The organism is Alcanivorax sp. DSM 26293 (assembly GCF_900107995.1).
Taxonomy (GTDB): Bacteria; Pseudomonadota; Gammaproteobacteria; order Pseudomonadales; family Alcanivoracaceae; genus Alcanivorax.
The window spans coordinates 486,296-506,918 of sequence record NZ_FNUM01000002.1 but is presented as its reverse complement, the minus strand read 5'-3'; the positions used below and the strand labels follow the sequence as shown (position 1 = coordinate 506,918).

Sequence of the window (20,623 nt, the reverse complement as noted above, 5' to 3'; positions counted from 1 at the left end):
CGCAAACCCTGGAGTGTGAAGTGACTGTAGGAGCGGCGCTCGAGCCGCGAACCTGCTTGCGAGGGTTTTCCCAAGTACGACCCGCGGCTCGGGCGCCGCTCCTACGACGTTTTATGGTTGATTGAATTTTTCATGTCTTTGAAGCCACTCTACAGCCAGCTGGGTAACGTTCGCAGAGCGGATCATTTTCGCTTGAAAAAGCGGATCGATGGTCTGTCTCGCTTGCCTGCTGACAAGCGCAATGACCAGGCCGTGGAGAAGGTATCCAAGGCCATTGCCGCTTCCATTGCCAATCGGGAAAAACGTCAGGCGTCCCAGCCCGTACTGAACTGGCCGGACCTGCCGGTGGTGGCCAGCCGTGAGGAGATCAAGACAGCGATCCGCGACCATCAGGTGGTGGTGATTGCCGGGGAAACCGGCTCCGGCAAGACCACCCAGCTGCCGAAGATCTGCCTGGAGCTGGGGCGGGGCATTGAGGGCACCATCGGTCACACCCAGCCAAGGCGGCTGGCGGCCCGTGCCGTGGCCAGCCGGGTAGCGGAAGAGCTCAACAGCCCGCTTGGCAGTGCCGTTGGCTTCAAGGTGCGTTTCGCCGAGCAGGTCAGCGAGACCAGTCTGATCAAGGTGCTCACCGATGGCATGCTGCTCAATGAAATCCAGCAGGATCGCTTTCTCAACCAGTACGACACCCTGATTATCGATGAAGCCCACGAACGCAGTCTGAACATCGACTTTCTGCTCGGCTATCTCAAGCAGCTGTTACCCAGGCGTCCGGACCTGAAACTCATCATTACCTCGGCCACCATCGACCACGAACGTTTTGCCCGGCATTTCGGTGAGGCTCCGGTGTTGGAGGTTTCCGGGCGGACCTACCCGGTGGAAATGCGCTACCGGCCTCCCGCTGAAGGCCAGGAACTGTCGCGTCAGATTGAAGACGTGCTGCAGGAAATCCAGCGCGAGGAGCGCCGCGAGGGCCTGCCCGTAGCACGGGATGTTCTGGTTTTTCTGGCCGGCGAGCGGGATATTCGCGATGTGCATCATCACTTGAAGCGCTGCGAACTGAGAGACACGGAAATCCTGCCGCTCTATGCGCGATTGAGCCAGGCGGAGCAACACCGCATTTTTGCGTCCCACCGGGGTCGGCGAGTGGTGCTCAGTACCAATGTGGCGGAAACGTCCCTGACCGTGCCGGGTATTCGTTATGTCATCGATGCCGGCACCGCCCGCATCAGCCGTTACAGCGTGCACTCCAAGGTGCAGCGGCTGCCGGTGGAGCCGGTCAGTCAGGCCAGCGCCAATCAGCGGGCCGGGCGCAGCGGGCGGATCATGCCGGGTATCTGTTTTCGGCTGTACGAGGAAGACGACTTCCTCAATCGTCCCGCTTTCACCGACCCGGAGATTCAGCGCACCAACCTGGCAGCGGTGATTCTGCAGATGGCCGACCTGAAACTGGGCCGGGTGGAGGATTTTCCCTTCATTGAGCCGCCGGACGGGCGCCTGATCCGTGACGGTTACCGGCTGCTGGATGAGCTGGGCGCGCTGACGCCGAAACAGACCCTTACCCCCCTGGGCCGGCAGTTGGCCCGCTTTCCGCTGGACCCGACCCTGGGGCGGATACTGGTGGCGGCGTCCCGGCAGAAGGTGCTGCGCGAAGCGCTGATCATCGTGTCCGCTCTGGCCGCCCAGGACCCCCGCGATCGGCCCCATGACAAGCAGCAGCAGGCGGATCAGGCCCATCAGCCGTTCACCGACAAGGACTCGGATTTCCTGTTTTTCGTCAAGTTGTGGCAATGGGCGGAGAACCAACGGGAGTCCCTCAGCCGCAACCAGTATGAGAAGCTGCTGAAGAAAACCTTCCTGTCGCCCACTCGCATGCGCGAGTGGCGAGATACCCACCGCCAGCTGCTGTTGCTGTGCAAGGAGCAGGGCTGGGAGCTGAACCCGCCGGCCATGAACGAGCAGGGGCTGGCCGACGGTGCCTACGGGCCCCTGCATCAGGCCCTGTTGCCCGGGTTGCTGGCCAACGTCATGCAGCGCACGGACGAGGGGGAGTGGCTGTCCACCCGTAATCGCAAGCCGCTGATCTGGCCGGGCTCGTCCCTGTCGAAAACCAAGGCCCGCTGGCTGATGGCGGCGGAGCAAGTGGAAACCAGTCGGTTGTTTGCCCGTACTGTGGCGCGAATTGAGCCGGAATGGGTGGAAGCTGCCGCCGCTCACCTGGTCAAACGCCAGTATTTCGAGCCCCACTGGTCGAAGAAGCGGGGGTGTGCCATGGCCAAGGAGCAGGTGAACCTGTTCGGCCTGATTCTGGCCAGCGGTCGGCGGGTCAACTATGCGCCCATTCATCCCCAGGAAGCCCGCGAATTGATGATTCGCGAAGGGCTGGTGATGGGAGAGTTGCACCGGGAGCCGCCCTTCGTGAAGGCCAACCGGGAGCAATTCGAAACCCTCGAGGAGATGGAACACAAGTTGCGCCGGCGCGATATCCTGGTGGACGAGGAGGCCCGGGTGGCCTTTTACGATGAGCGGTTGCCGCAGGACGTGACCAGCCTGGCCGGGCTGATGAGCTGGTATAACAAAAAGGCCTCGCCGGCCCAGAAAGAAGCACTGCTGATGCCGCGGGATTTCCTGTTGTCACGGAGCCCGGATCTGGGCAGCGACCAGTTCCCGGATCAGCTGCGCCTGGATGGCATCAGCCTGCCGCTGGAATACAGCTTCGATCCCACCGGGGAGCGCGACGGCGTCACGTTGATTGTCCCGCTCGCGGTCCTCAATCAAGTGCCGGACACACGGCTGGACTGGCTGGTCCCCGGGTTGCTGCGGGAAAAACTGGAAGCCCTGATCCGTGCGTTACCCAAGGCCCGCCGCCGTCATTTTGTTCCCGTGCCGGACTTTGTCGGCGCGCTTCTGGATACCCTGGATCCCCAGGAGCCGTTACTGTCGGCCATGACCCGTGAATTGCAACGAATGACCGGTGTGCGGATCGAACGGGAAGAGTGGCAGGATGCCACGCTGCCCGACCATCTGCGCATGTTTATCCAGGTGGTGGACCGGGTGGACGGTAACCGGAAAGTGCTGGCCCAGGGACGCCACCTGGACGAAGTCCGTGACAAACTGGCTGGTGTCACCGCTAACCTGCCGGAACCGGCGGCACAGGAACCAGTACCGCGAGGGCAGGATTGGCTGTTCGGTCGCCTGCCGGACACCCACGAACAGGATCTGGGTGGCATGGTGGTGCGCCGCTATCCCGCCCTGGAAGATGATGGCGACGCGGTGGAGCTTCGCTACCGTGATGATGTGGATGAGGCCCGCTGGAACCATCAGTGGGGTACGGCACGGCTGTTGGGCTTCAAACTCAGTATCCAGCTGCGTGACCTGCGCAAACAGGCCTCACAGATGCCCGGTTTTCAGAAGCTCAAGGGCGAGAAGGGCGCCATGGCCCGCCAGGCACTGGATCATGCGGTACTGCGTCTGCTGGCAGAGCATTTCCGGCTGGACGAGCCGGTACGCGATGAGGCTGCCTTCCGGGCCCGTCTGGATGCCCATCGGGGGGATTTCGTGCCCTGGGCAGGCCAGCAATTGAGCGCTTTCGGCAAGCTGTTCGCCGATTATCGGCAGCTGATGGGCAAGCTGGAAAAAAACTTCCCGCTGGCCTGGGCCCATGCCCACCGGGACCTTAAGCAACAACTGGGCAACTTGTTCCGCGACGATTTCCTGCTGCAGGTGCCCTGCCCCTGGTTGATGGAATACCCGCGCTATCTGGAGGCTATCAGCCACCGTCTGGACAAACTGGGTGGCCAGATTGGCAAGGACCGCACCCTGACCGCAGAGCTGGAGGCCTTTGACAAGCAATACGCCACTCGTGCTGCGGGTATGCCCCTGTGGCAGCAGCCGACGCCTCTGCAAGAGTATTTCTGGATGTTGCAGGAATACCGGGTGAGCCTTTTTGCACAACAGCTTGGCACCCGGGTCCCGGTCTCTGCCAAGCGTCTCAACAAGCAGTGGGAACTCTGCTGATCAGTCAACCCCTCTACGAAGCCGCTGTAGGAGCGCCGCTTTAGGCGCGAACCTCGCGTGCGAGGAAACACACGGAAGACGATCAGGCACAGAAGAACGTTACGCCCGATTCGCGCCTCAAGCGGCGCTCCTGCATTGACTCCGTAACAAGCATAACAACTATCCACCCACGCCCTTTGCGCTGGCCACTCCGAATCCGGATAATCGACCCATTATCCCATTTGTGGAACGGGGCCCTTTACCCCGTTCGAGTGCGAGGACTCGCTTGTGAGCTATTCTGTAGTAATCAGTGGCACCGGCCTGTGGACCCCGGAGCAGACCATCACCAACGATGAATTGGTGGAATCCTTCAACGAGTATGTGAAGCGGTTCAATGCGCGTAACGCCGAGGCCATCGAGGCCGGCGAAGTGGATGCCCTGGGTCCTTCAGACAGCGCCTTTATCGAAAAGGCCTCCGGTATCAAGCAGCGCTTTGTCATCGACAAGAGCGGGATTCTTGATCCGGACCGGATGGCTCCCCGCATCGCCGAGCGATCTGACGATGAGGTATCCATTCAGGCGGAAATTGCTGTCAAAGCGGCCAGGCAGGCCCTGGAACATGCCAACCTGACCGCGGACGATCTGGATGCTGTCCTGGTGGCCTGTTCCAACATGCAGCGCCCGTATCCGGCCATGGCCGTGGAAGTCCAGGCGGCCCTGGGCATGGAGCACGGCTGGGGCTATGACATGAATGTGGCCTGTTCCAGCGCCACCTTCGGGATTCAGGCCGGTGTGGATGCCATCCGTAATGGCAGCGCCCGTCGGGTGCTGATGGTCAATCCGGAAATCTGTTCCGGTCACCTGGCCTGGGAAGATCGCGACTGCCATTTCATTTTTGGTGACGTGGCCACCGCGGTGATTCTGGAGCGCAAGGAAGACGCCACCTCCGACAACCAGTGGGAAGTGCTGGGCACCCGGTTGCAGACCAAGTTTTCCAATAATATCCGCAACAATTTCGGTTTTCTGAACCGTGCGGATGAAAGCGGCATTGGCGCTCGCGACAAGCTGTTCCGCCAGGAAGGGCGCCGCGTTTTCAAGGAAGTCTGCCCCATGGTGGCCGAGCAGATTGCCTCGCATCTATCTGATACCGGGGTGCCGGTGGAGGCCCTCAGCCGGATGTGGCTGCACCAGGCCAACCTGAGCATGAATGAACTGATTTCCAAACGGGTCCTGGGACGCCCGGCTTCCCGTGAGGAAGCCCCGGTGATTCTGGATGACTATGCCAACACCAGTTCCGCCGGTTCCATCATTGCCTTCCATAAGTACAACGCGGATCTGCCGGTGGATACCAAAGGCGTGATCTGTTCCTTTGGGGCCGGTTACTCCATCGGTAGCGTGATTGTGAACCGAATCAAGTAACTGCGTCCGGGTTTCACGTTTGCTTCACGAAGGCCGCATTTTGCGGCTTTTTTTCATGCTGCCTGTAACGTTTACCTCACGGCTTCATCTCTATATTGTCTGAGACAGGCGCTACGCAAACAAACGTGGTTTGCCTGAGCCGCAGAGTGCGGTTTCGGATACAACCTCAATAATGATGGATGGAGACTGAACATGGCTAAGTTGAGCAAACTGAACCCCCTGGCCGCCACTGTTGGTGCCGCTGTTGTTGCTTCCGCGCTTTCCGTGCCGGTTGCTACTGCTGCTGAAAACCCCTTTGCCGCTTCCGACCTGCAAGCCGGTTACCAACTGGCTGGTGACCACGCTGAAGGCAAGTGTGGCGAAGGCAAGTGCGGTGACAAGAAAGGCGAAGGCAGCTGTGGTGAGAAAAGCGGTGAAGGCACATGCGGCGCCGATGACAAAAAAGGTGAAGGTAAATGTGGTGAAGGCAAGTGCGGTGGTGATGCCTAACAGGCAGGAGCCAACGTATGAAACCTGAGACACCAGTGTCCGGAGTGGGCCTGGGTCTTCGGCGGGCCCTCATGGGCCCGCTTTCCCCGACCCTGGATTCCCCGGAAAGTGCCCCTTTCGATTTTATGGAAGTTGCACCGGAGAACTGGATCCCCATGGGTGGGCGTCTGGCGAAGGATTTCCGTGCCTTCACCGAACGTTTCCCCTTTGTTACCCACGGTTTGAGCCTGTCATTGGGTGGGCCTGAGCCGCTGGATTTTGAATTGCTGAAAGCGGTGAAAGGGTTCCTCAAGGAACACAACATTCGTCGTTATACCGAGCACTTGAGTTATTGCAGTGACCACGGTCACCTTTACGATTTGATGCCGATTCCCTTTACCGAAGAGGCCGTTCACTACGTGGCAGACCGGGTCCGGCAGGTGCAGGATTTTCTCGAACAACCCATCGGTATCGAACACGTCAGCTACTATGCTGCGCCCGGTTCCGAAATGTCGGAAATCGACTTCGTTAATGCGGTGCTGGAAGAGGCAGATTGCCAGCTGTTGCTGGATGTGAACAACGCCTACGTGAACAGCATCAATCATGGCTATGATCCCCGTGAATTTATCAGTGCCTTGCCCGGCGAGCGTATTTGCTACCTGCATATCGCCGGTCACTTTGATGAAGCGGAAGATCTGAAAGTGGATACCCACGGCAGCGCGGTCATTGATCCGGTCTGGCAACTGCTTGAGCATGCCTATCAGGAATTTGGTGTACTACCCACCTTGCTGGAGCGGGACTTCAACTTTCCCGGTAACGATGTGCTGTTTGGGGAGCTCGGGCAGATCCGCCAATATCAGCATCAACCGTATTCAGCGACTCGGAAGCTGGGATGAGTCAGACAGATTTCCAGGCCCTGCAACGTCACTTTGCGGCGCACTTGCGTAACCCGCAGACGCACTCTGCGCCAGACGGAATTGAAGAGCGCCGCCTGGCGATTTACCGCAACCTGTTTTTCAACAACGTTAACGGGTTTATCAGCCAGGGCTTCCCGGTGCTGCATTCCCTGCTGGATGCGGAACGCTGGCATCGGTTAGTGCGGGCCTTCTTTGACCAGCACGCCTGTCAGACACCGTATTTTCTCGAAATTCCCCAGGAATTTGTCAGCTTTCTGGCATCCGGTCAGGGCAGGGAAGAGGGAGATCCGCCTTTCCTGCTGGAGCTGGCACATTACGAATGGATGGAGTTGGTGCTGGATGCGTCCACCGAGGTCTTTCCCAAAACCGGATTTCATCCCGAGGGGGACCTGCTTCGTGCCATCCCCCAGCTAAGCCCCTTGCATGTGGTGCTCAGCTATCAGTACCCGGTCCACGAAATTTGCGTGGACTTTCAGCCGCAGACCCCATTGCCACAGCCGCTCTGGCTGCTGGTCTACCGGGATCGTGATGATCAGGTTCGCTTTATGGAAATCAATGCACCTACCGCCCGGTTGTTGCAATTGATCGAGGAGAACCCGAACAGCACCGGTTTTCAGGTGGTTGGCCAATTGGCGGAAGAACTGCAATTTGCGGATGTGGAGAAACTGGCCGAGTTTGCCCGGGATATCCTGCTGCAAATGCACCAGCGGGACATCCTGGTCGGTGCCAGTCTGAAGAGCTGCTGATGCCGCTTCAGGCTGTGGGTCCGATCTGTTCACCCGCTCTCGCTGTAAAATCCGCCAGGAAGCCGGACCGTTCGGTTCGTGGCCCTGTTCGGGCATGCGACGGGCTGGCTATAATGCAGCGTCGACGACATACCGGGGTGACCGTGCGTTATTTACTGCTGACCATATTGCTGAGCATTTCCTGTACCGTGATGGCGGAAGAGGAAGACTGGGGAGACGCGTCCACTGCGTTTGATGCGCCCCAGAGCAGTCAGGCCAAGGATGACGACCCCTGGGAAGACATCAACCGCAAGATCTTTGCCTTCAACGAAGCACTCGACAAGTATGCCCTCAAGCCTGCGGCCAAGGGCTATCGCAAGGCGACGCCGGGCTGGTTCGATGACACGGTAACCCGCTTTTTTGAGAACCTGCGGGATTTTCGCAGCAGTCTCAACAGTGTGCTGCAGTGGCGCTGGGGGCATGCCGGTCACAACTTTGGTCGTTTCGCGGTCAACAGCACTCTGGGTATCGCCGGCTTGTTTGATGTGGCCAGCAAGGTGGACCTGGAAAAGCACAATACCGATCTGGGACTGACCTTTGCCCGCTGGGGGATCCCGGAGGGCAACTATCTGGTGCTCCCGTTCTGGGGGCCATCCACTGTCCGCGATGCGGCAGCGATTTTCCCGGAGGACTACATGCGCCCCAGGCACTACATCCAGCATGACCTGACCCGCTACAGCGTCACGGCGTTGTACGTGGTGGACTTGCGCGCCGACCTGCTGGATCTGGAGCGCAATATCGTCGGCGACCGCTACACCTTCCTGCGCAATGCTTACCTACAACGTCGCCGCTTCGAATCCGGTGATGCACCGTCCCTGCGTTTCCCGGACATAGAACAGCGGGATTCGGAGCCGGAGGACGAGGGGTGGTGAAGGCAATTAATAGTGCAATTAATAGTTAATAATGAATAATTAATAGTTGCGCGAGCAGCAGCGATATTGGTTCAAACGCAAGAGGCCGCGCCCATAGGTTGGGCGCGGCCTCTTGCGTTTAAAAAAGATAAAGCTGAGTCGCGAGTTATTAGTTATTCATTATTAACTATTAATTATTAACCGCCTTCATCTTTGCTCTTATATAGTCCCCATGGGACACATACAGCAGGTCACTGACCCGTCGGATCAGGTGTTCTTCGTGGACATCCACATGGCCGTCAGCGGCGGCCATGGCCCACATTTCCTCAATCAGTGTGACCCTGGGCTCCGGTCCCCAGTGGTCTCGGAGGGGACGGGTGAATTCGAACAGGTCAGTGGCCTGGTCCACACGGGTTTCCAGTTCGCTGAGGATGTCATCCATTTCCTGGGGGTCCAGATGCCAGTGCGTCTTTACTGCCTGAATCAGACGTTGTGATTCTTCCGGTGCCACGGTGCCGTCAGTACGGGCCACTTCCAGAAGCAGGGCAGCAGCCGCCCGGTGCAGGTCGTGCTCGTTTGTCTGTTGCTGGGGCTGGTCGGGGCGAAAGAGTCGGTTAAGCCAATTCAAATTACACCTTCCTCCTGCAATAGCGCTTCCAGCGCCAACTGGTCGTTGGCGAAGCGGCGGATGCCATCGGCAAGCAGGTCGCTGGCCATGGCATCGTCATTGAGTTGCCAGCGGAACGCGGCCTCGGTAACGGCCTGCCAGTCGTCCTCCGGGGCCACCAGTTCCGCATCCAGTACCCGGGTCAGACTCCCGGTATCGGCAGCCAGTTCCCTGAGCAGGGCCGGGCTGATGGTGAGCTTGTCGCAACCGGCCAGAGCTTCGATCTGGCCGGCATTGCGGAAGCTGGCGCCCATGACGATGGTTTCCAGACCCCGGGCCTTGAAGGTGCGATAGATCTGGCGCACGGACTGGACTCCCGGGTCGTCATCCGGGGTGGCAATCTCCATGCCCTGTTTACGGTGCCAGTCGAAGATGCGGCCCACGAAGGGGGAGATCAGGGTAGCGCCGGCTTCTGCCGCAGCCAGACCCTGAGCCTGGTTGAAGACCAGCGTCACATTACAGCGGGTGCCTTCCTCCTCGAGGACTTCCACGGCGCGGATGCCTTCCCAGGTGGCGGCGGTCTTGATCAGGATGCGGGATGGGTCCACGTCCAGTTCCCGGTAGATGGCCATCAGACGACGGGCCTTTTCCACCGTGGCGCGGGTATCAAAGGACAAGCGCGCATCCACCTCACTGGAAACACGGCCGGGAATCCGCTCCAGGATGGCCTGGCCGGCCAGGCAGGCATAGCAGTCGGTCAGCCAGTCCATCTCCCCGCCATGGCCCAGTGTGCGACACAGATCGGCTGCCTGTTGCAGCAATGGCCGGTAACGTTCGTCTCGTGCTGCTGCCAGCAGCAGGGAGGGGTTGGTGGTGGCATCTTCCGGTGCCAGTTCGGCGATCATGTCCAGATCACCGGTATCGGCCACCAGAGAGGTCCATTGGGCTAGCTGTTCGCGTTTGTTCACGGTATCCGTTCCTTTCAGTGTCATGGTGGGGCACGTTAAGGCGTTGCCATGACAGTATGGTGTTAGCTTGCAGTAATCATGTCCCGATGTGGGTGAAGAGAGTTGCAAGTTGAAAGTTCAAAGTTGAAACGCGGCGACGGATCGTACCAACCGACTACGATGTTGGCCGCGCTTTACCTGGGGAGTGAGCGCGGGCAGGACATTTCCCTTACTGATGGGCTTTCACGCGCTTTTCAACTTTGAACTTTCAACTTGTAACTCAACCACGATTCTTGCTAAGAATTGCGGGTTCATTACAGCCTAAGGCAGTTGTGCCAAAGCGTCCATGAGCACTTGCGGGGTGGTGCCGGGCTTGTGCATGTTTTCGCTCAGGTGACGGCGAAAACGGCGGGCGCCGGGTTCGCCCTGGAACAGGTTAAGGATATGACGCAGGGAATGTTTGGGGGCATGACCCAGCGCGTAGCGACGTTCTACATAGGGGAGAAATTGCTCGGCGATGTCCCGGCGGCTGGGCACGGGGTGATCGTCGGCAAACACGATGCGATCCGCATCGGCGAGAAAATAGGGATTTTGGTAGGCCTCGCGACCAATCATCACCCCATCCACGTCGCCCATGTGCGCATGCACTTCGTCCAGAGTCTTCACGCCACCGTTGAGAATGATTTCCATATGGGGGAAGGCCTGCTTGATGGCGTAGGCCCGCTGATAGATCAGCGGCGGAATCTCCCGGTTTTCCTTTGGGGACAGCCCGGAGAGGATGGCCTTGCGGGCATGGATGGTGAGACTGGTGCAGCCGGCCTGCTCCATGCGGGTAACAAACCGGTAGAGAAAGTCGTAATCATCCTGGTCATCGATGCCGATGCGGGTCTTCACCGTCACTGGAACGCGGACCGCCGCCTGCATGGCTTCCACGCACTGGCCCACCAGTTCCGGCTCGGCCATCAGAATGGCGCCGATCTTGCCCTGCTGCACCCGGTCCGACGGGCAGCCAACATTGAGGTTGATCTCGTCGTAACCGTATTGTTCGGCAATTTGTGCGGCTTCCGCCAGATCCTGCGGTTCGCTGCCGCCCAGTTGAAGCGCCACCGGGTGCTCTTCGTCATTGAATGCCAGAAACCGCTCACGGTCCCCGCGCAGAATCGCCTGGGCCACCACCATTTCGGTGTAGAGCAGGGTGTGGCGGGTAATCAGCCGGGCCAGAAACCGGTAGTCGCGGGTGGTCCAGTCCATCATCGGGGCGACGGACAGGCGCCGATCAGGCTGAAGCGACGGGGCTGTTTGGATCAAGGAATCATTCATGCAAGACGATAACACGGGTATTGGGTCAACTATTGTCGCATGTTGCGGCGCTGCGGCGTAGGGCGGGCGGCGGCGTTGCCTGTCAAAGGCCTGCCGGCTCTGCTAGACTCAGCGCCTTTCCGAACCACTCGAGACTGTTCATGATCCTCTCCCGGCTGAGTCCGCCCTAGTAGACAGCCCGTCTCCGGCTTTGCCGTATGGTGCCCTGCGCCATGTCATCCCGTGTTCTGTTGCCCTTGAGCAGCATCCTTGTCTGTCGTATTTGCAAAACAGGATTGTTCTTCATGCTTCGATCTATTCAGCAGGAATGGTTCAGTAATATCCGTGGTGATTTACTGGCGGGTTCCGTTGTGGCCCTGGCCCTGATTCCGGAGGCGATTGCCTTCTCCATCATTGCCGGTGTGGACCCCAAGGTGGGGTTGTATGCATCTTTCTGTATCGCCGTTGTCATTGCGTTTGTCGGCGGCCGCCCGGGGATGATTTCGGCGGCAACCGGGGCCATGGCGCTGGTGATGGTGACGCTGGTCAAAGACCATGGCCTGCAGTATTTGCTGGCGGCGACGGTGTTGACCGGGATGCTGCAGATTGTTGCGGGCTTTCTGCAGCTTGGCAATCTCATGCGCTTTGTCTCCCGCTCCGTGGTCACCGGCTTTGTGAATGCCCTGGCTATCCTGATTTTCATGGCGCAGTTGCCGGAGCTGGTCGGGGTAACCTGGCATGTGTATGCCATGGTGGTCGCCGGCCTGGCGATCATTTACCTGCTGCCGCTGCTGACCACCGCAGTACCATCACCCCTGATCTGTATTGTCGTGATGACCGGGATTGCCATGTATCTGGGTCTGGATGTGCCCACCGTCGGTGACAAGGGTGATCTGCCGGACAGTCTGCCCGTATTCCTGTTGCCGGATATCCCGCTTAACCTGGAAACCCTGAAAATCATTCTGCCGTACTCTCTGGCCCTCGCCGTGGTAGGTCTGCTGGAATCCATGATGACGGCAACCATCGTGGATGATCTGACCGATACCGATAGCGACAAGAACCGCGAATGCAAAGGGCAGGGCGTGGCCAACATTTTCTCCGGGTTCCTGGGGGGCATGGCCGGGTGTGCGATGATCGGCCAGTCCGTGATCAACGTGAAATCCGGTGGCCGCAAGCGCCTGTCCACCTTGTTTGCCGGTTGCTTCCTGCTGGTGCTGGTGGTGTTCCTGGGTGAATGGGTGTCCCAGATTCCCATGGCCGCGCTGGTGGCGGTGATGATCATGGTGTCCATTGGTACCTTCAGCTGGGAGTCCATTACCAACATGGCCAAGCATCCGGCGAGCAGCACCGTGGTGATGCTGGCTACGGTGTCGGCCACCGTGGCGACCCATAACCTGGCCATTGGTGTTGGCATCGGGGTGGTACTGAGTGCGCTGTTCTATGCAAACAAGGTGGGGCGCGTTTTCTATGTGCGCTCGGATCTTGATGAAACTAACAGCAGCCACCGCCGCTACGAGGTCCTGGGGCAGGTATTTTTCACCTCTGCGGATCAGTTCATCGCTTCCTTTGATTTCAAGGAAGCTCTGGATAAAGTGACTATTGATGTGCACCGTTCCCACTTCTGGGATATCACCGCCATCGGAGCGCTGGACAAGGTGATCATCAAATTCCGTCGTGAAGGGACCGAGGTGGAATTGATCGGTCTGAACGAGGCCAGCGCCACCCTGGTGGATAAATTTGCCGTGCACGACAAGCCTGAGGCGGTCGAAAAACTCATGGGCGGCCACTAGTCCCCTGCCAAGGAGAAAACAATGAGTGATGTTATTGCCTGTATTGATGGTTCTCCGGCCGCGGCTCGGGTGTGCGACTATGCGGTGTGGGCGGTGCAGCGGTTGAATGCCCCCTTGACCCTGCTGCATGTGCTGGATCACTCCCGCTATCCGGTGGAAAGTGATCTTAGCGGCAACCTGCTGCTGGGCGGTCGCGAAGCCCTGCTCACCGAGCTCTCCGAGCTGGATGCCAAACGGAACAAGCTGGCCCTGGAGCAGGGCAAGCTGATGCTGGAAGCCGCTGCTGCCCGTGCCATCGAAAAAGGGGTGGTTGAGCCCAAACAGCGACAGCGCCACGGCGGCCTGGTAGAAACTCTGGCCGGCATGCAGGAGCAGACCCGCATTCTGGTGATTGGCAAACTGGGTGAAGAGCACACCGGTGAGGCAGAGCAGGTGGGCGACCATGTGGAGCAAGTGATTCGCACCATGCACAAGCCGATTATGGTGGTGCCCTCGGATTTCACTGAGCCACGCAAGGTGATGCTGGCCTTCGATGGCAGCCCGACCTGCCGTGAAGGAGTGAAAATGCTGGCCGCCAGTCCGCTGTTCCTGGGCCTGCCATGTCACCTGGTGGCGGTGGGCAAGGACAAACAGCTGGGGGAGGATCTGGCCTGGGCCCGTGACACCCTGGAGCAATCCGGTCACGAGGTGGAAGTGGCGCAGTTGGAAGGGGACGTGGAGCCTTCCTTGCACCAGTACCAGCAAGACAACCATATCGATATGGTGGTCATGGGCGCCTACGGGCATTCCCGTATCCGCGAGTTCTTTGTGGGTAGCACCACCAGCAAGATGATCAAGCATGCCACGGTGCCCCATTTGCTGCTGCGATAAGTCGCCGGTCCGGCGCACCGCAAAGCGCTCAGGGAAAGGAAAATGGTGCGGGCAGAACCGCATCGCGTCGGCCTGACTTTTCTGGCAGACCGATTGGTCCCCGGGATGGGTGATTGTCCCGTCAGCGTGTGCTGTACTGAGCATGCCAGTGTCTGCGTATTGATTCGAGCCTATACCGGGAGGTTGTCTTGCCGGAATTGAAAATTCTGGGGCTGTTTCTGATCACGGCGGTCGCCGAGATCGTGGGCTGCTACCTGCCTTATCTATGGTTGCGTGAGGGGAAGTCTGCCTGGTTGTTGGTGCCTGCTGCACTGAGCCTGGCGGCCTTTGCCTGGCTGTTGTCTTTGCATCCCACGGCGGCGGGGCGGGTCTATGCGGCCTACGGCGGCGTGTATATTTTTGTGGCCATTCTCTGGTTGTGGGGCGTGGACGGTATTCGTCCCACGGGCTGGGATATTGTCGGGTCGCTGGTGGCGCTGACGGGGATGGCGATCATCATGTTTGCGCCTCGGCAGATGGGGTGATGCCAGAGGCTTGATGCCGGACGTTTGACGCTGAAAGACAAGCCCTTCTGGCGTCCGACGTCCGGCGTTTAATGCTTACTCCACCGTAATGGTGATCTTTTCGGACATTACCGGCGGTTCATGGGGCACATGCATGTGGTCTCCCAGCAGCAATTGCAGGGTGTGTGTGCCCGGCTCCAGTTCCAGTTCGGTCTGGGTCTGGCCCTTGCCGAAGTGCACCACGTTGTCGTTGGCCGGCAGCGGGAAGTCCATGGCAGGCATGGACTCCTGATCCAGGTCGATCAGCAGGTGGTGGTGGCCGGCATGCTCCTGCTGGGTGCCGGCGGGTACCACCTCCATGCCTTCCAGGCCGAACTCCACGGTAACCGGGCTGGTCACGGTGGCACCATCTGCAGGGCTGAGAATGGTGGCGCTGGCCCCTTCCGGTGCCGCGCTACGGGTTATGCCGTTGTTGCTTGCCGTTTCTTCGGTGCTTTCTTGGGCGCTCTCTTTGCTGCTTTCTTTGGCGCTTTCACCGGCATTGTCCATGGCGGGTGCTTCCGCAGCCGGGGTATCGGTTTTTGCTTCCTCTTTATTGTCAGAGCAGCCCTGGAGCAGGGTGGCACCGGCAATCATGGCTACCAGCAGGGAGTGTTGAAAGGGAATACGCATGGTCTTTTCCTTTACGTCCTGTCGAGTGGGTCAAGCCCGCCGGTGGCCCGGCGGGCGAAAGCATGAGTCGCGTTCAACCTTAGCAGAAAGCCGCCGGCCCGTGTCTATAAGCTTCCTGTTTTGACAGGTATAATCCGCGCCAGTTTGCATTATTGGAGTCAGCATGACCGTCCGTACTCGCGTAGCGCCGTCACCCACCGGTGACCCCCATGTAGGCACCGCCTATATTGCCCTGTTCAATCGCTGTTTTGCCCACCAGCACGGTGGTCAGTTTATTCTGCGTATTGAAGATACGGACCAGACCCGTTCCACCGATCAGTCCGAGCAGATGATTCTGGATTCGCTCAAATGGCTGGGGCTGAGCTGGGATGAAGGCCCGGATGTGGGTGGCCCCCATGGCCCGTACCGGCAGAGTGAACGCAAGCATATGTATCGGGAGTATGCCGAGGCGCTGATCGAGAAAGGCCATGCCTTCAAGTGCTATCGCACCAGTGAAGAGCTGGACAGCCTCCGTGCGGCACTGAAAGAGCAGGGCGAGAACCGCGCGCTGAAGCCGATGGATCTGGAACTGCCGGCGGAAGAACAGGCAAAGCGGGAGGCGGACGGGGCGCCCTACGTGATTCGCATGCGCGTGCCCACCGATGGCCGCTGCGAAATCCAGGACATGCTGCGCGGTACCGTGGAGCTGGATTGGGCGCTGGTGGATGCCCAGATCCTGCTCAAGTCCGACGGCATGCCCACCTACCACCTGGCCAATATCGTGGATGATCACCTGATGGAGATCACCCATGTGATCCGTGGTGAGGAATGGCTGAACTCCGCACCCAAGCACAAGTTGCTCTACGAATATTTCGGCTGGGAGATGCCGGTACTTTGCCATATGCCGCTGCTGCGCAACCCGGACAAGTCCAAGCTCAGCAAGCGCAAGAACCCCACCAGCATCCTGTTCTACCAGCGTATGGGCTACCTGCCGGAGGCGCTGGTGAATTACCTGGGCCGGATGGGCTGGTCCATGCCGGATGAGAGCGAGAAGTTCACCCTGGCGCAGATGCAGGACGCTTTCGATATCAACCGGGTCTCCCTGGGTGGCCCCGTTTTTGATGTGGAAAAGCTGAGCTGGCTGAATGGCCAATGGCTGCGTGAGCAGAGTGATGAGCAGTTTCTGGATACCTTGCTCGATTGGGCCTACAACCGCGATTACGCCATGAAGATCATTCCCCATTTGCGCCAGCGAGTGGAAACCCTGTCGGACGTGGCGGACAAGGCGGCATTCTGTTTCAACGGCATGCCGGCGATCAGCGAAGCCAGCTTCGAGCACAAGCAGTACGGTGGCGAGGATATGAAAGTGTGGCTCCAGTACCTGCTGTGGGCCTACGAGGCGCGCAATGACTGGAACCGTGACGGTCTGTTTGCGGATGCCAAGGCCATTGCCGATGCCCTGGACGTGAAGATCAAGGACTTCCTGTTTCCGGCCTTTGTCGCCATTGCCGGCACCAGCGCCAGCTTCTCGGTGGTGGACTCCATGGAAATCATCGGCGCCGACCTGAGCCGGGCCCGTCTGCGTAACGCCATCGAGGTGCTGGGCGGGGTGTCCAAGAAACAGATGAAGAAGCTGGAGAAGGCCTACCGGGATTTGCCGGTAGGCTGAGGCCTGAGTCGCTGGCGGCGCGATAAGACCAGTTGCGAGTAACGAGTGACGAGAATCGAAAATCATCGGGCTTTCCCGGGATTTGGGGTTTGTCTTTCGAAACTGGCTTCTCGCAACTCGAAACCGGGGTTATCGCGCCGCCAGCGACGCTCCTACGGCAGAGGCTGTGGATTTTCGCCCAGTTTTTCAGCAGCTTGTTCAGGATGTAGTCAAATGGACTTCATTCTGAAAAAAACCACAGGTCTACGCTTGACAGAGTAGGGGTGCTGGGTAGAATACGCCGCACCAACCGGGACGCACCTTGTCTTGATTGATGTATTTGGGGCCATAGCTCAGCTGGGAGAGCGCAACACTGGCAGTGTTGAGGTCGGCGGTTCGATCCCGCCTGGCTCCACCAAATACGTCCCCTTCGTCTAGTGGCCCAGGACACCGCCCTTTCACGGCGGTAACAGGGGTTCGACTCCCCTAGGGGACGCCATATAGAAAAGCCCTGCTCGAAAGAGTGGGGCTTTTTTATTGCTGGAAAGCCGATTGGTGTGACCGTTTGCCTTGGCTTGATGCGTATTGGTTCAAGCGCTCCGCGGTGCACTTTCCCGTTCCCCAGCTCCGTTTTTCCGCCCGGGTCAGTTTGCTCTCTTGATGGGCGTGTCGGCCTGAGGTGGGGAGCCTTGATGGAAGTGTCCACGCCAAACCTGTCTACGAGGATGCGCTGGATCAACGTGTTATGGATCGTGACAGGGCATCGATATCCGCTTCCAGCCGGAATGTGCCGGCAATCCTGTTTTCATCCCCATGGCGATATTTCCCGGTTTGCACCAGGCAGGCCTGCATGCCGCTGTTCAGGGCACCTTCCACGTCTCCATGGACATCGTCTCCGACCATCAGGGTGTCTTCCGGCCTTGTAGCCAGGTCGGCCAGCACCTGTTCGAAAAAGGCGGGGGAGGGTTTGCCGGTGATGATGGCCCGGCAGTCGGCGGCATACTCCAATGCCCTGACAAAAGGGCCCGCATCCAGATGCAGGCCGTCATCCAGCTGGTAATAACGGTTCTCGCCGATGGCTATCAGCGGTGCGCCGTCCTGCAGCAAGCGAAACGCCTGGTCCAGATGCTCATAATTGAATTTTCTGCCGGCATCACCGAGTAGCACTGCATTGGGTGGCTTGCCTTCCAGATCGGAAAATTCCTCTTTCAGGTTCGGATGAAACAGGCAGTAGGGCGTGAGCTGATGGCGGGTCAGGTAGTCGTGGGCTGCTTGCGGGGCGGTAAACAGTTCTGACGCGTTCACAACCAGATTCAAGCTGGCCAGGTCGCTGAGAATTTGGCTGCGGTTGCGTTGGGAGGTGTTGGTGACAAAGCGCAGGGGCAAACCGGTGGCGCGCAGCCGTTCAAGGGCGTTCAGGGCGCCGGGGAGCAGGCGCGGGCCCTGATAAAGTACGCCAGCGAGATCCAGGCAGATGGCACGCAGCGGCATGGCATTCCTCCGAGAGCGACTCTGAATAGCCTGTTAGAGCATAGGCTCGGCGGTGTGGTCAGCTCAAGCGGCGAATGGTCAGCGTGTGGGCAATTTTCTCGCCATCCCAGATGTATTCATAGTGGGCGCTGGGAGTGATGGCTTCGATCGGTTGGGGGGTGAGCAGGGCGTAACAGTGGCTGCCTGGAGCACGGACGGATTCGTAGTGAAGGCCGGTTTCGCGTAGCTGGTAAAGCTGCTGGCCGAGCTGTTGTGGGGCCTGGTAGTGGTCCGGGTCATGCCACTGTGGATAGCGGCTGGCCGGGGTGATATCGCACAGGGTGGCCGAGAAGTGGATCTTGAGGCCCCGCATGACAATGCGATCGTATTTCAGGCCCTCTACTCGCTGAAAATAGCGTTGCTGATGGTACCGGGTTTCGGCAATGGCGGTGGCCATGCGGTCTGCGCAGTAGAAAACACCGTAGGCACCATCGGAAAACCGGGAGCCGGCCGGGTTTACGTGGACAAAGGGGCCCAGGGCATAGTTGCAGCCGGGAATGCCCCAGGGACGCTCTGCGGCGGGTACCCGGTTCAGGTCGCCCACTTCGTTCTGCAGGCGCGGGTTGGTCAGGGCCTGCACGGCAAAGAGCGCATCGAAGTCAGCCTGGTCCGCCACATCATCAAAGATGGCAATGGGCGGGTATTTGCCGTTGACCAGCCGGTAAGCCGCCTGGGATGGGAAGGCTTGTCGGGGCAGGGCGTGGATCTCTGTGTCGCTCACCCCCATTGCCCGCCCCGCAGACTGTCCAGTTGACGGTGCACTTCGTAGAGACTGGCCACGCGGCCGTTGCTCATGATGTCCATGGGGGTGGCCCCGTTGAAGAACGGGTTGTGGTTGGCCATGCGAACGAAGCCATAGACGTTTTCCCGGTTGCCAAACAAGGTGCGCAGCGCCTGATGGATGTTCAGCAAGTAGCTGAGGCGCTCCAGCAGGTCGTTGCCCACCCGGGCACTGTCCGGCTGACTCTGGTACTTGTGCAGGGTGGAGCGACCCACGCCAAGCAGTGCCATCTTTTCCTTCTCGCTGCACTGCCAGTGCTCCAGCAGTTTGAGAACTGCGCGCAGTGCTGCATGGCGCGCACCGTCGTTCACTGCCAGCGTTGTCTGTTGTCTGGCTGCTTCCATAACGCCTCCTGACCTAACTCATGGTTCAATAATGGCCCTTTTTTCATTTGTTGTCTATATGTGGATATACAGAGAGATCCGGGTCGCAGTTTATGAGAATGGTCAGAACTTGAGCCGGGTTTCCCGGTCCCTGACAGCGAGATGACAGACAGGGCATTGTGATGGGAAAGACAAGGTTGTCGATATGGGTATTGCTGATACTGCTGGGCAGTCCCGGGCTTCAGGCCAGGACGCTGACAGATGCGCACCTGCACTACGTGGATTTCATGCAGGACAGTGAGGGCAGCGAGGCCATGCTGGCGGCGATGGATCAGGCCGGGGTGGAGACGGCCTGGCTGTTCGGTTTGCCGGTGATGAAGAAGTGGCAGGCGGAGGCGCCCCGCAAACCCCGCTATTACCTGGGGGATGAAGCGCCGCTGTATTACTACAGCGCCACCGATGACATTGTGGCGCAGGCGGTTCTTGCCTTGCCAGAGTCACAGCAGAAGCGGCTCAAACCTTTTGTCAGCGGCGTTAACCCCACGGACATGAATGCCGCGGATCAGATTGAGGCGCTGATACAGCGCTATCCGGGATTGTGGTTCGGCATTGGCGAAATCCTGACTCGTCATGATCAGCTGACGGCGTTGACCGAAGGCGAAACCCCCAGGGCCAACCACCCGGCTCTGATGCGGGTTTACAAGCTGGCGGCCCGCTACGATCTGCCGGTGTTGCTGCACAGTAATCTGACATCGCTGCGGGAAGAGACGCCGATTTTCCTGGAAGAGCTGGAGGCGGCGTTGTCCGCCAACCCGCAGACCCGCTTTGTGCTGGCCCATGCGGGTACCAGTGGTGGGGTGGAAGAGCGACAGGCGCCCCTGGAGACCCTGGTGCCAATCCTGCGGGCCTTACTGAGCCGTTATGCACATTTTTATGTGGATCTCTCCTGGAGCGTCAAGGATCACTATTTATTGAAGAACGACAAACCCGCATCGGAATGGGTTGAACTGATCCGGGATTATCCGGACCGTTTTGTCCTCGGTTCGGACCTGGTGGGGCACTTCGACAGCATGAAACGGCTGATGGATGACTACCAACCGCTGCTGGATGCCTTGCCCCAAAAAGTGGCGGAGCAACTGGCAAGCGGCAATGCTGCTGCGCTTGTGCCCGAAAAAGGTGCGCAATATCGGCGTGATTGAGGGGCATGAAATGTTCCGTTGTTGCCTTGGTGAAAAGGC

18 protein-coding genes and 2 tRNA genes are annotated in these 20,623 nt (G+C 59.2%); 13 read left to right on the top strand and 7 right to left on the bottom strand.

Annotated elements, in window-relative coordinates; all coding sequences use genetic code 11:
• The first annotated feature begins 132 nt into the window (after positions 1 to 132).
• The 6 genes from hrpA (at position 133) to C4S63_RS05850 (ending at position 8,457) form a co-directional block, all read left to right on the top strand.
• Positions 133 to 4,017 (top strand): ATP-dependent RNA helicase HrpA, encoded by a 3,885-nt coding sequence (hrpA, locus tag C4S63_RS05875; protein ID WP_103916976.1) that lies wholly within the window; start codon positions 133 to 135, stop codon positions 4,015 to 4,017.
• Positions 4,018 to 4,284: 267 nt separating this feature from the next.
• Positions 4,285 to 5,415, top strand: coding sequence for a beta-ketoacyl-ACP synthase III (locus tag C4S63_RS05870; RefSeq protein ID WP_062816210.1), 1,131 nt, complete (start codon positions 4,285 to 4,287; stop codon positions 5,413 to 5,415).
• Positions 5,416 to 5,607: 192 nt separating this feature from the next.
• Positions 5,608 to 5,904 carry a hypothetical protein gene (locus C4S63_RS05865; protein ID WP_103916975.1) on the top strand — a complete coding sequence of 99 codons (297 nt, stop codon included), beginning with the start codon at positions 5,608 to 5,610 and terminating at the stop codon, positions 5,902 to 5,904.
• Positions 5,905 to 5,921: 17 nt separating this feature from the next.
• Positions 5,922 to 6,779, top strand: a complete 858-nt coding sequence (locus C4S63_RS05860) for a DUF692 domain-containing protein (protein WP_103916974.1) — start codon at positions 5,922 to 5,924, stop codon at positions 6,777 to 6,779.
• Complete coding sequence (locus C4S63_RS05855; protein WP_103916973.1) at positions 6,776 to 7,546, top strand: DUF2063 domain-containing protein; 771 nt, start codon at positions 6,776 to 6,778, stop codon at positions 7,544 to 7,546. Before C4S63_RS05860 ends, C4S63_RS05855 begins: the two co-directional genes overlap by 4 nt.
• A 113-nt stretch (positions 7,547 to 7,659) precedes the next feature.
• Positions 7,660 to 8,457 carry a VacJ family lipoprotein gene (locus C4S63_RS05850; protein WP_103916972.1) on the top strand — a complete coding sequence of 266 codons (798 nt, stop codon included), beginning with the start codon at positions 7,660 to 7,662 and terminating at the stop codon, positions 8,455 to 8,457.
• A gap of 169 nt (positions 8,458 to 8,626) precedes the next feature.
• Here C4S63_RS05850 and C4S63_RS05845 read toward each other — a convergent pair whose 3' ends face one another.
• The 3 genes from C4S63_RS05845 to dusA all read right to left on the bottom strand — a co-directional run bounded on the left by C4S63_RS05845 (position 8,627) and on the right by dusA (position 11,310).
• Positions 8,627 to 9,064 (bottom strand): TerB family tellurite resistance protein, encoded by a 438-nt coding sequence (locus C4S63_RS05845; RefSeq protein ID WP_063508589.1) that lies wholly within the window; start codon positions 9,062 to 9,064, stop codon positions 8,627 to 8,629.
• Complete coding sequence (locus tag C4S63_RS05840; RefSeq protein ID WP_103916971.1) at positions 9,061 to 10,035, bottom strand: transaldolase; 975 nt, start codon at positions 10,033 to 10,035, stop codon at positions 9,061 to 9,063. The genes C4S63_RS05845 and C4S63_RS05840 overlap by 4 nt, the downstream gene beginning before the upstream one ends.
• A 276-nt stretch (positions 10,036 to 10,311) precedes the next feature.
• Positions 10,312 to 11,310 carry a tRNA dihydrouridine(20/20a) synthase DusA gene (dusA, locus tag C4S63_RS05835; protein WP_103916970.1) on the bottom strand — a complete coding sequence of 333 codons (999 nt, stop codon included), beginning with the start codon at positions 11,308 to 11,310 and terminating at the stop codon, positions 10,312 to 10,314.
• Between the two features lie 284 nt (positions 11,311 to 11,594).
• On the opposite strand from dusA, the gene C4S63_RS05830 reads away from it, so the two are divergent.
• From C4S63_RS05830 to C4S63_RS05820, 3 genes are all read left to right on the top strand, one after another.
• Positions 11,595 to 13,079 carry a SulP family inorganic anion transporter gene (locus tag C4S63_RS05830; RefSeq protein ID WP_103916969.1) on the top strand — a complete coding sequence of 495 codons (1,485 nt, stop codon included), beginning with the start codon at positions 11,595 to 11,597 and terminating at the stop codon, positions 13,077 to 13,079.
• Positions 13,080 to 13,100: 21 nt separating this feature from the next.
• Positions 13,101 to 13,949, top strand: a complete 849-nt coding sequence (locus C4S63_RS05825) for a universal stress protein (protein ID WP_103916968.1) — start codon at positions 13,101 to 13,103, stop codon at positions 13,947 to 13,949.
• 188 nt (positions 13,950 to 14,137) lie between these two features.
• Positions 14,138 to 14,473 (top strand): YnfA family protein, encoded by a 336-nt coding sequence (locus C4S63_RS05820; RefSeq protein ID WP_062816200.1) that lies wholly within the window; start codon positions 14,138 to 14,140, stop codon positions 14,471 to 14,473.
• A gap of 75 nt (positions 14,474 to 14,548) precedes the next feature.
• Here C4S63_RS05820 and C4S63_RS05815 read toward each other — a convergent pair whose 3' ends face one another.
• Complete coding sequence (locus C4S63_RS05815; RefSeq protein ID WP_063508583.1) at positions 14,549 to 15,124, bottom strand: DUF4399 domain-containing protein; 576 nt, start codon at positions 15,122 to 15,124, stop codon at positions 14,549 to 14,551.
• Between the two features lie 163 nt (positions 15,125 to 15,287).
• Here C4S63_RS05815 and gltX point away from each other — a divergent pair, with 163 nt between their 5' ends.
• From gltX to C4S63_RS05800, 3 genes are all read left to right on the top strand, one after another.
• Positions 15,288 to 16,772, top strand: a complete 1,485-nt coding sequence (gene gltX, locus C4S63_RS05810) for a glutamate--tRNA ligase (RefSeq protein ID WP_103916967.1) — start codon at positions 15,288 to 15,290, stop codon at positions 16,770 to 16,772.
• 321 nt (positions 16,773 to 17,093) lie between these two features.
• Positions 17,094 to 17,169, top strand: a tRNA-Ala gene (locus C4S63_RS05805).
• A gap of 5 nt (positions 17,170 to 17,174) precedes the next feature.
• Positions 17,175 to 17,250 (top strand) — tRNA-Glu (locus C4S63_RS05800).
• Between the two features lie 236 nt (positions 17,251 to 17,486).
• Here C4S63_RS05800 and C4S63_RS05795 read toward each other — a convergent pair.
• From C4S63_RS05795 to C4S63_RS05785, 3 genes are read right to left on the bottom strand one after another with little or no spacing between them, the layout of a single operon-like run.
• Positions 17,487 to 18,242 (bottom strand): TIGR01458 family HAD-type hydrolase, encoded by a 756-nt coding sequence (locus tag C4S63_RS05795; RefSeq protein WP_103916966.1) that lies wholly within the window; start codon positions 18,240 to 18,242, stop codon positions 17,487 to 17,489.
• Positions 18,243 to 18,300: 58 nt separating this feature from the next.
• Positions 18,301 to 19,008 carry an RES family NAD+ phosphorylase gene (locus tag C4S63_RS05790; RefSeq protein WP_103916965.1) on the bottom strand — a complete coding sequence of 236 codons (708 nt, stop codon included), beginning with the start codon at positions 19,006 to 19,008 and terminating at the stop codon, positions 18,301 to 18,303.
• Positions 18,999 to 19,406 carry an MbcA/ParS/Xre antitoxin family protein gene (locus tag C4S63_RS05785; protein ID WP_062816193.1) on the bottom strand — a complete coding sequence of 136 codons (408 nt, stop codon included), beginning with the start codon at positions 19,404 to 19,406 and terminating at the stop codon, positions 18,999 to 19,001. Before C4S63_RS05785 ends, C4S63_RS05790 begins: the two co-directional genes overlap by 10 nt.
• A 161-nt stretch (positions 19,407 to 19,567) precedes the next feature.
• Between C4S63_RS05785 and C4S63_RS05780 the strand changes: the two genes are divergently transcribed.
• Positions 19,568 to 20,584, top strand: a complete 1,017-nt coding sequence (locus C4S63_RS05780) for an amidohydrolase family protein (protein WP_103916964.1) — start codon at positions 19,568 to 19,570, stop codon at positions 20,582 to 20,584.
• Positions 20,585 to 20,623: the final 39 nt, after the last annotated feature.

Coding starts and splice junctions, on each gene's coding strand:
- C4S63_RS05830 (WP_103916969.1), top strand. CDS start 11,595: ATGCTTCGATCTATTCAGCAGGAATGGTTCAGTAATATCCGTGGTGAT.
- C4S63_RS05865 (WP_103916975.1), top strand. CDS start 5,608: ATGGCTAAGTTGAGCAAACTGAACCCCCTGGCCGCCACTGTTGGTGCC.
- C4S63_RS05860 (WP_103916974.1), top strand. CDS start 5,922: ATGAAACCTGAGACACCAGTGTCCGGAGTGGGCCTGGGTCTTCGGCGG.
- C4S63_RS05840 (WP_103916971.1), bottom strand. CDS start 10,035: ATGACACTGAAAGGAACGGATACCGTGAACAAACGCGAACAGCTAGCC.
- dusA (WP_103916970.1), bottom strand. CDS start 11,310: ATGAATGATTCCTTGATCCAAACAGCCCCGTCGCTTCAGCCTGATCGG.
- C4S63_RS05795 (WP_103916966.1), bottom strand. CDS start 18,242: ATGCCGCTGCGTGCCATCTGCCTGGATCTCGCTGGCGTACTTTATCAG.
- hrpA (WP_103916976.1), top strand. CDS start 133: ATGTCTTTGAAGCCACTCTACAGCCAGCTGGGTAACGTTCGCAGAGCG.
- gltX (WP_103916967.1), top strand. CDS start 15,288: ATGACCGTCCGTACTCGCGTAGCGCCGTCACCCACCGGTGACCCCCAT.
- C4S63_RS05780 (WP_103916964.1), top strand. CDS start 19,568: ATGGGAAAGACAAGGTTGTCGATATGGGTATTGCTGATACTGCTGGGC.
- C4S63_RS05790 (WP_103916965.1), bottom strand. CDS start 19,008: ATGGGGGTGAGCGACACAGAGATCCACGCCCTGCCCCGACAAGCCTTC.
- C4S63_RS05785 (WP_062816193.1), bottom strand. CDS start 19,406: ATGGAAGCAGCCAGACAACAGACAACGCTGGCAGTGAACGACGGTGCG.
- C4S63_RS05815 (WP_063508583.1), bottom strand. CDS start 15,124: ATGCGTATTCCCTTTCAACACTCCCTGCTGGTAGCCATGATTGCCGGT.
- C4S63_RS05850 (WP_103916972.1), top strand. CDS start 7,660: ATGCAGCGTCGACGACATACCGGGGTGACCGTGCGTTATTTACTGCTG.
- C4S63_RS05825 (WP_103916968.1), top strand. CDS start 13,101: ATGAGTGATGTTATTGCCTGTATTGATGGTTCTCCGGCCGCGGCTCGG.
- C4S63_RS05855 (WP_103916973.1), top strand. CDS start 6,776: ATGAGTCAGACAGATTTCCAGGCCCTGCAACGTCACTTTGCGGCGCAC.